This window comes from Mesorhizobium sp. Root552 (assembly GCF_001427285.1).
Lineage (GTDB): Bacteria > Pseudomonadota > Alphaproteobacteria > Rhizobiales > Rhizobiaceae > Mesorhizobium.
Genome location: NZ_LMFV01000040.1, coordinates 1 through 7986 on the forward strand (window position 1 = coordinate 1; position 7986 = coordinate 7986).

Here is a 7986-nt window from a genome sequence, read left to right on the forward strand (position 1 = left end):
CCCATATTCAAGGCCACTGTCGTAAAATGGAGTCTTTTTCATAGCGGGTTTCTCCTCCTGGTCCGCAAAACAAAAACCCCCGACAGCGCTTCCGCGCCCGTCGGGGGCCTCAAATACCCCAATTCCATGCAGCTTACCCGCTGCACACCAGTTGTCTTATTTTCTTTATTCGATTGTTGTCAAGGTATTTCTCAGGGAGCGCTGACAGAGTCCGGAAAGCACATTTTCCAGCCAATTGAACTCATTATATGTTTTATGTTGGTTCTTGATTGTGTCTTATTTCGACGATTTCGGCCCCGAATTTGACCTACGTGTCTGGTAGCTATCTAGCAAATGTGCCACGCGGAAGGATCAAGGGACGCAATACATTCGTCATATCCACCGCTCAATAAGTTTGTTCAGACGTCTATGAGGTAACACTTTTCCTGTCACGGCTGCTTTCGGGCGGACTCATAGCGGCGGTTAGGAAGCGCGAAACCGCAACCGGTACCATCTGTGACCACAACCGCGCTCTCCCACTGAAGAGCGTAACGGCCCTCAATCAAATCACGCATATACGTGTACGGACAATCCTGCGCACCGTCCTTCACCGCTACAAATCCGCGGTGACCAAATTGATAGATGTTGTTCTCTACACCCCATAGGCGTCGAGCCTCGTCGCATAGATCGGGGCGCACTTCGGCCGTAATAATTTCATCTGGTATGCCATTGCCAGTCACGATCGGTTGACCGTCAAAATTAACAATCATTCCTTCACCCATTGAATTGAAGGTGCCATCAGTACCTGCCATGCAAACACTGGCTGTATAAGCGAGATTACAAAAGGCATTGGCTTGATTGGTTATATGCCAAGCGTGTCGGATTGGAGCGGTATATCCAGCGGTACGCAAGATGATATTCGCCCCCTTATACGCAGATTCTCGAGCCATTTCAGGGAACATACCATCATGGCAAATGATAAGAGCAAGTTTGCTGCCATTTGGTCCGTCGCAAATCGGGATTCCAATGTTACCTGGCTCCCATGGCTCCACGGGAACCCATGGATGCATCTTGCGATAATAGAGCTGAATCTTACCTCTATCATCGATGATAATCCCCGAATTGTATGGATTACCGTCCGGGTTCATCTCCATAATGGAGAAACATCCCCAAATCTTGTTGTCGAGGCAAGCCCTTTTGAAGGCTGCTACCTCTGGTCCATCAAGCGAGCACATAATTTCAGGATTGGTATCCATTGATGCGCCATGTAGCGAATATTCAGGAAACACAACCAAATCCATCGATGGCATATTGTTGCGTGCCTTCTTAACCATGCTAACGATCTTGTCAGTCTGTGCGTTAAGATCCTCCTTTGTTGCTACATTCGGTAACTGAAGCTGTACAAGGCCAAGCACGACACCATTCGGAGATTTATTAAGCCCACCAAGACCGCTCATTTCAATCCCTTCCTCTCACATCAAGTAACATTGAATCATTGGCGCGCCGCTCATGGATTTTGTTGACAACCAATTAACGGCTACGCCAATTGTGTCAGCAAGAACTATGTAATGTGGAATAGGTAGTAATTGAATGTAATGATATCCGATTGAAGCGTCGATTCAATGGCACCGGCTACAGCGATATGAGGATTGTCGAACCTGCGCTTTGAGCTTGACGTCTTTCACAGCATTCTGTTTCAAGCGATGTTCCAGAATCCTTCCTCCTCTTAACCCGGCAACGATACACATCAGCTCCTGAATTTTTAGGGTTTGGAGGCTTCCCGACTAGGCCGCGGCTTGCCGAAAATGAATCGATCAATCGCTTTCCTGTAGCACGCCGATCGTCAGCTGTCAGGTCATTTTGGCAACTCAGACCTTCAGTTCGTTAGCAGCGACATCCTCTCCTTTTACGAAAGCGGTATTCACGCTTCAAACTGCTGACGAGTGGTTTCAACAGTGACTCTCGTCATAATGGTATAATAAACATCCTTGATTAGACGATTTTTCCCTGTAATCATCATATGGTTGCTAAGATACTTGAAAATGAAATTGCTGCCGACAGGACTGCGTGGGTCTGCTCGCTTTGAGGCGGAACATGATTGGGCCGGACATGCGAGAGTGGCGAGAGATTTTTCCGATCTTGGTTATCCGCGTGGAATTGCCGTACTACTTACTGATCGAGCAGAGCATTAATTTTCACGTTGAGATAACATTCGGCTCTCGGCCAAGCGACCTAACGGATTTGGCTAGGTTATGTATTCTGGAAACTCGATCCGAGGCTGGATGTTCATGCCGCGGGCGGGTGCTGCCCAACAGGTAGTCACCCGAGGTTATAGATGGAGTGGAGGATATCCCGTTGACTGACCAGGCAGATCTCACCATCCGGACCGGACCGACAGGCCCAGTTCTGGAATTTGATTTTCCCTCTATGTATATCGGTACCGCCGAATATCCTGATGGCCCTACGGGCGCAACGGTATTCTGGTTTCCTAATAAAGCTGTTGGCACCGTCGATGTTCGTGGGGGTGCGCCAGGTTCCTACAATCTCGATTGGCTTCGCCAAGGACACGATTTTCCCAACCTCGATGCTATTACGATTTCAGGCGGATCCTGGTATGGCCTTGGCACCGCCGCTGGTGTGGCGGCTGCTTTAAAGGACAACGCTCATCGTTCCGGGCACTGGAATAACCTGGCCACGGTCGCAGGCGCTATTATCTATGACTACGGTCTTCGTAGACTTACTCCTTATCATCCTGATGACAGACTGGGGCGAGCCGCGCTGTCAGCCGCTAGGCCTGGCGTGTTTCCGCTCGGCGCCCAAGGGGCCGGCAGAAATACTATGCAGGGCGCTTATTTCGGCCTTTGGCTTCATTCAGGACAGGGTGGTGCTTTTGCACAAGTGGGCGAGACCAAGATCGCAACCTTTTCTGTGGTCAACAGCGTAGGAGTGGTGGTCGACCGTTCGGGTGCGGTAGTCGCGGGCGCGCAACTCTTACCCGAGAACGCCAAGCATATCGATAAGCTGCTCGCGCAAATTCCGAACGAGCTTTACTCTGATCGCAACTCCATTATGGGAAGGCGTCGACGGGTCGGCAATCCCGCCAACACGACCATCAGCGCTGTGGTAACTAACCAAAAATTGACTTATGCCGAACTGAACCGTCTGGCCGTGCAGGTTCACACCTCCATGGGGCGGATGATACAGCCGCTCGGCACGGTTAATGACGGGGACATTCTTTTCGCGGTCTCAACGGCCGAGATAGAAAATCCGGGCCTTCATCCGACGGACTTGGCCGTCGTGGCATCCGAAACCATGTGGTCGGCCGTGTTGAATAGTATTCCCCATATCGACCCTTATAGCACTACTGAAACCACGATCTTCGAACCGGCTGAACTGTCACAGACATTCAAGTTCGGGACCGAAGGACTGGTCGAAGTCCGCCAAACTGGAAACAACCTCACTTTGAGATCTATTGGCGAGTGCAGCATTTTTGGGATTGAGCCTGGAGAAACACTAGTTTCAGCAGGCCGTGAAGCAAACAGTTTCCTTTTCGCGAGCGAAATTCTGCAACGAATCGCCTTCAAGCGTGACTCGGATGGAAAGGTTATGCTCGTTCTGAATCCAGGGAACTGGCAGCAGATTGGAAAAATTCTTAAAGCGTAGCTATTTCGCTCGACGCAGAATTCTTCAACCAATGCGGCATCCGGGTTGGAAAGTTTGATCGAGGAATACTACAGGGATCACTACATGAAACTCATCATCGCGCGCATAAGCCACGAAACGAATACATTTTCGCCCTTGAAGACGCCTATTTCGTCATTTTCTCCCGCTTGGGATGCTCAGGCAAAAATTGCAGCCGAAGGATCCGCTACCGCGATGGGAGCATTTCTCGACTTCGCAAAAACAAGAGATGCGATCGTTGCGACTCCCGTGTTCGCGACGGCGTATCCCAGCGGTATCGTGTGCGATGATGCGTTCGAGCAGATGGCGAATGCTGTCGTTTTGGCTGTTCAGGGCGGATGTGATGGAATTCTGCTCGATTTGCATGGTGCAATGGTTACGGAAAGTTACGACGATGGTGAAGGCGAATTGCTTGACCGTTTGAGGAGACTGGCGCCTGGCGTGCCTATCGGAGTCGCATTAGATTTGCATGCTAATATATCCCAGCGATTGGTGGCGAACGCAGATATCGTGATAGGATTTAGGACATATCCCCATGTCGACATGTACGAGACTGGAGAGCGGGTGGCCCGCTTATTTGCGCGCTTGTTGGATGGGGAGGACCATGTCCGCAATACGTTCTGTCATATTCCACTTCTGGCTAGTACCTTGTGCATGGATACCCGTACGCCGGGAGCCATGAAACGTGCGCTGGACGCCGCCAGGGAGATGGAACGAAAAGACGAAATATTGGCAGTCTCTGTCTTTGGCGGGTTTCCGTTGGCGGATATCCCTGACGCCGGAATGTCAGTCGGTGGTTTCCGAATTAGCCCCTGTGGGCGAGGCTGCAGCGGAGGAGATTGCGCGTAAAATTTGGGACGATCGAGCAAACTTCATCTATGAGGAAGAGCAACCAACTTCATCTCTTCAAAGGGCCCTCGCCTTGCCTTCCAGCAAGGGTCCTGTGCTGCTGCTTGATCATGGTGATAACTGTATGTCCGGTGGAACATGCGATACGATGCATGTGTTGAAGAAAGCGTTGGAGATGGGGGCTACCAGCATTCTGGCTGGCCCTATAGCCGACCCTCAAGCGGTTGCTTTTATGGCGGCGGCGGGAATCGGAGAAAAAGTTTCACTTTCTATTGGTAATCGCTGGGATTCTGATTACGCGCCTTTACAACTGGACGGTATTGTCAGGTCTCTTGGCGACGGAAATTATACGATTTCTGCCCCCACTTACACGGGCATGAGCTGCTCCATGGGTAAAACAGGCGTCTTTGAGACTAAGGAAGCTACTATTCTAGTAAGCGAGAAGCCTCATGAGCCGTGGGATCTCGGGATATTTTCAACAAACGGGCTAAATCCGTCTGATTTTCGATTTATTCTTCTAAAATCGCGTATGTATTGTCGGCCAGTCTTCGAGGCGATAACACAGGCAACAATCGAATGCGCAAGTCCCGGAGTGACAAGTTCAAATTTGAGTAATTTTTTGTTCAATAAGCTCGGCAAACAAACTTATCCGATCGAAAACTTTGAATGGTTGGCTTCAGTATGGACGAATGATTGATTGGGAAAGACATGTCTGATCTATTTCGTTCGTTGAACCTCAGCCTACAAACAGGTCATAGAGAAAATCCTCACGTGTCATACACACGGATTTCGACGTGTTGATTTGCGCTGAGAGCTGATGGAGTGGATGCCCCGCCCGACGATATCGCAATGTGCCAGAGTGATATTCGCTAGAACGTCACTTAGAGGAGAGAGCATCCATGAAGGAAGTTAGGACGTAGACTCATTATCGCGTAGCCAGATGCGGTTTGCGACGAGCTTAAGTGCGGCGAGATAGTTTTCGGCCAGCTTGTCGTAGCGTGTGGCCACACGACGGAACTGTTTGGCCTTGTTGAAGAAGCGCTCAATGAGGTTGCGCGCCTTGTAGAGGAAGGGGCTGAAGCAGATCGGGTCTTTGCGATCCGACTTGGGCGGGATGTTGGCCCACGCCCTGCGATCCTTGACTACAGTGCGTAGCGCGTTGGCATCGTAGCCCTTGTCGGCCAAGAGCATCGCGCCCTCTGGAAGGTCAACGATGAGGTCTTCCGCCGAGGCGATGTCGCTCTTCTGGCCTGCGGACAGCGTCAGTTTTATCGGCCTGCCCTGCGCGTCGACAAAGGCGTGGATTTTGGTTGTCAGCCCGCCCCGGGAGCGGCCGAGACAATGATCTCGATCCCCCTTTTTGCCGTCGCACCTTGCTGGTGGACGCGAACAACAGAGGTGTCGATCATCTGCGCCTTGCCATCGTGGGCTTTGGTGATGGCATCCATCAGGCGATCCCAGACACCTGCTTTTCGCCATCGAACGAAGCGATTGTAACAAGAGGTGCGCGGGCCGTAGCGCTCAGGTAGATCGCGCCATGGCGCACTGGATCGCAGCACCCAAAAGATGCCATTGAGCACCCGCCGGTCGTCGACACGCGGCACGCCTCGCGGCTTGTTGGGCAACAGCGGCGCAATCATGCGCCATTCGAAGTCAGTCAGATGTGAGCGCTGTTGCGGCACCACCTTTCGCGCGTGGTCATGAGCCACGATGCTCGGAGCCTTTGAGGGCTTCGACACATGACGATTTCAGAGCTTACGCTTAAGTCCAGGGACGAGGAGCCGGTTCGACGGCTTGAGATATTCACGGGTTCTGGACGGCGGCGCGAATGGTTGCCGGAGGAGAAGGCGCGGATCGTGGCGGAAAGCTACGATGCCGGCGAGACCGTGAGCGCGGTGGCCCGGCGATATGCACTGTCCCCGCAGCAGCTGTTCGCCTGGCGCCTGTCCGCGCGGGTGCCGTTGGGGAATGCGCCGGCACCGGAGCCATTGTTTGTTCCAGCAGTGGTCGCGGCACCGGAGCCCGAACCGGCGGGGAAGCGCGCGAGATCGACACGGAAGCGGAAGGCCGCGCGAGAAGCCGGCGTGATCGAGCTGGAGATTGACGGCGTCGCCATGCGGGTCGGTCGTGGCGCCGACGCCAGGACGGTGGCGGCGGTGATCCGTGCGCTGAAGGCGCCGTCGTGGCCGGGCCGACGGGTGCGGTCAAGGTGATGGTCGCGACGAAGCCGGTGGACCTCCCTAGCGAGGCAGGCCAAGACTGCCATCGCGACCGCCAACATCCTTTCCGAACCACTCCGGAACGGGACGCTCACCGACAAGCATCTTCGAGCGGTCCAAAAGCGCAGAAATTTCCCGACCAAGGCAACACAGAAGGTCCAGCTTATGATGCGGCGACGTCGAAAGCCGCAGAGCGGAACGCCCTCCTCGGGACCACCCGTCTTTATGCGCTTCATCGCCCGATCACGGCTCCTTCCGCATCTGACCGGGCGGTTGATCGGCACCGGCTTCAGGCCCGAAGCGGTAAGGCTGTGAAACGATCGTGACCGAGAAGCCAGGCCTGCAAAGCTCCCCTGCCCTGCGCGCTGTCTATCTCACAACCGGCCTGCTCTTCGTTGCGCTCGGCTTTATAGGGGCCTTCCTGCCCGTCCTGCCGACCACACCGTTTCTGATCCTGGCGGCCGCATGTTTTGCCCGCTCCTCGCGCCGGCTCGAAAGCTGGCTGCTCGATCACCCACGTTTCGGGCCGACACTGCGCGACTGGCGCGAGCGTGGAGCTATCCCGCGCAAGGCGAAGATGATGTCGCTCGCCGGCACCTCGATTGGCTTCGTCCTGTTCTGGTTTGGAAGCCATCCCGGCCCGTTATTGATGGCCGCCGTCGTTGGCCTCATGCTTGGGGGCCTTGCCTACGTGTTCACAAGGCCGTCCTGACTCAGCCACTCAGCCGTGCTGCGATCTTCCATTCGCCTTTCTGGGTCTCTGGCAGCAACTTCCAGGTCTTTTCGTCGATATTTGTGCCGCGTGCCGTCCTGTGCGGTAAGATCGTCAGGATGATCGCGTCGCTCTCGCGCCTGTGCCGGCACCGAACGATCACGCCGTCGCTGAATTCGGCAAGCTCTTCGCTTTCAACGCCCTCTTCGGCCATCCTCACGCGGCATCCCGGATAGGCATGGGTATGAGTATGGGTATGGGTATGGGTATGGGAAAGTTGAAATCGCATATTGCTCCGAAATCTCGCACTCCGCGAACGTGAAACCATCGATGGCGACCATAAAGCTATTATCTATCTTTCCAAACCACCTAAAACATGACAATTTCACTCCAGAAAAGGAAGTGACTAAGGTTCACACTCAGGGAAGAGCCCATGAACATGGCCTGCCCCATTAGGGAGGTCCACCGGATAAGTTAGAGTTCCGGCGGTTATGGTCGCCGAGATTGGCTGACCGGGGCGGAGCGTAGATCATTGTAGCGGCGCGG

8 protein-coding genes are annotated in these 7986 nt (G+C 53.7%); 5 read left to right on the forward strand and 3 right to left on the reverse strand.

Annotated features, from left to right (window positions below; genetic code table 11):
* Nucleotides 1–428: 428 nt before the first annotated feature.
* The gene (locus ASD50_RS14815) at nucleotides 429–1436 is read right to left on the reverse strand and encodes a formamidase (RefSeq protein ID WP_056242742.1); all 1008 of its coding nucleotides are present in this window, start codon (nucleotides 1434–1436) and stop codon (nucleotides 429–431) included.
* Nucleotides 1437–2334: 898 nt separating this feature from the next.
* On the opposite strand from ASD50_RS14815, the gene ASD50_RS14825 reads away from it, so the two are divergent.
* The 3 genes from ASD50_RS14825 to ASD50_RS23965 all read left to right on the forward strand — a co-directional run bounded on the left by ASD50_RS14825 (nucleotide 2335) and on the right by ASD50_RS23965 (nucleotide 5206).
* Nucleotides 2335–3642 carry a P1 family peptidase gene (locus tag ASD50_RS14825; RefSeq protein ID WP_085462489.1) on the forward strand — a complete coding sequence of 436 codons (1308 nt, stop codon included), beginning with the start codon at nucleotides 2335–2337 and terminating at the stop codon, nucleotides 3640–3642.
* A gap of 84 nt (nucleotides 3643–3726) precedes the next feature.
* Nucleotides 3727–4509, forward strand: a complete 783-nt coding sequence (locus ASD50_RS23960) for a M81 family metallopeptidase (RefSeq protein WP_244484546.1) — start codon at nucleotides 3727–3729, stop codon at nucleotides 4507–4509.
* Nucleotides 4475–5206 carry an MlrC C-terminal domain-containing protein gene (locus tag ASD50_RS23965; protein ID WP_244484547.1) on the forward strand — a complete coding sequence of 244 codons (732 nt, stop codon included), beginning with the start codon at nucleotides 4475–4477 and terminating at the stop codon, nucleotides 5204–5206. Before ASD50_RS23960 ends, ASD50_RS23965 begins: the two co-directional genes overlap by 35 nt.
* Before the next feature lie 212 nt (nucleotides 5207–5418).
* Here ASD50_RS23965 and ASD50_RS22640 read toward each other — a convergent pair.
* Nucleotides 5419–6191, reverse strand: a protein-coding gene (locus ASD50_RS22640; protein ID WP_413813897.1) for an IS5 family transposase whose coding sequence is annotated in 2 segments (ribosomal slippage) — nucleotides 5419–5873 and nucleotides 5873–6191 — 774 coding nt in all. Because the reading frame shifts where the segments join, the coding sequence is not laid out codon by codon here.
* Nucleotides 6192–6248: 57 nt separating this feature from the next.
* Here ASD50_RS22640 and tnpA point away from each other — a divergent pair.
* Together tnpA and ASD50_RS14850 are read left to right on the forward strand one after the other, a co-directional pair.
* A complete protein-coding gene (gene tnpA, locus ASD50_RS24120) occupies nucleotides 6249–6722 on the forward strand; it encodes an IS66-like element accessory protein TnpA (RefSeq protein ID WP_056242751.1) in 474 nt (157 codons plus the stop codon).
* A gap of 364 nt (nucleotides 6723–7086) precedes the next feature.
* A complete protein-coding gene (locus ASD50_RS14850) occupies nucleotides 7087–7440 on the forward strand; it encodes a YbaN family protein (protein WP_056242757.1) in 354 nt (117 codons plus the stop codon).
* A gap of 1 nt (nucleotide 7441) precedes the next feature.
* Here the strand turns inward: ASD50_RS14850 and ASD50_RS14855 are convergent, their stop codons facing one another.
* On the reverse strand, nucleotides 7442–7660 hold the full coding sequence (locus ASD50_RS14855) for a hypothetical protein (RefSeq protein WP_210168934.1): 219 nt from the start codon (nucleotides 7658–7660) through the stop codon (nucleotides 7442–7444).
* Between the last annotated feature and the right edge of the window lie 326 nt (nucleotides 7661–7986).

Bases quoted from the DNA above. Each gene is read 5' to 3' on its own strand.
- tnpA (WP_056242751.1), top strand. From the start codon at position 6,249: ATGACGATTTCAGAGCTTACGCTTAAGTCCAGGGACGAGGAGCCGGTT.
- ASD50_RS23960 (WP_244484546.1), top strand. From the start codon at position 3,727: ATGAAACTCATCATCGCGCGCATAAGCCACGAAACGAATACATTTTCG.
- ASD50_RS14815 (WP_056242742.1), bottom strand. From the start codon at position 1,436: ATGAGCGGTCTTGGTGGGCTTAATAAATCTCCGAATGGTGTCGTGCTT.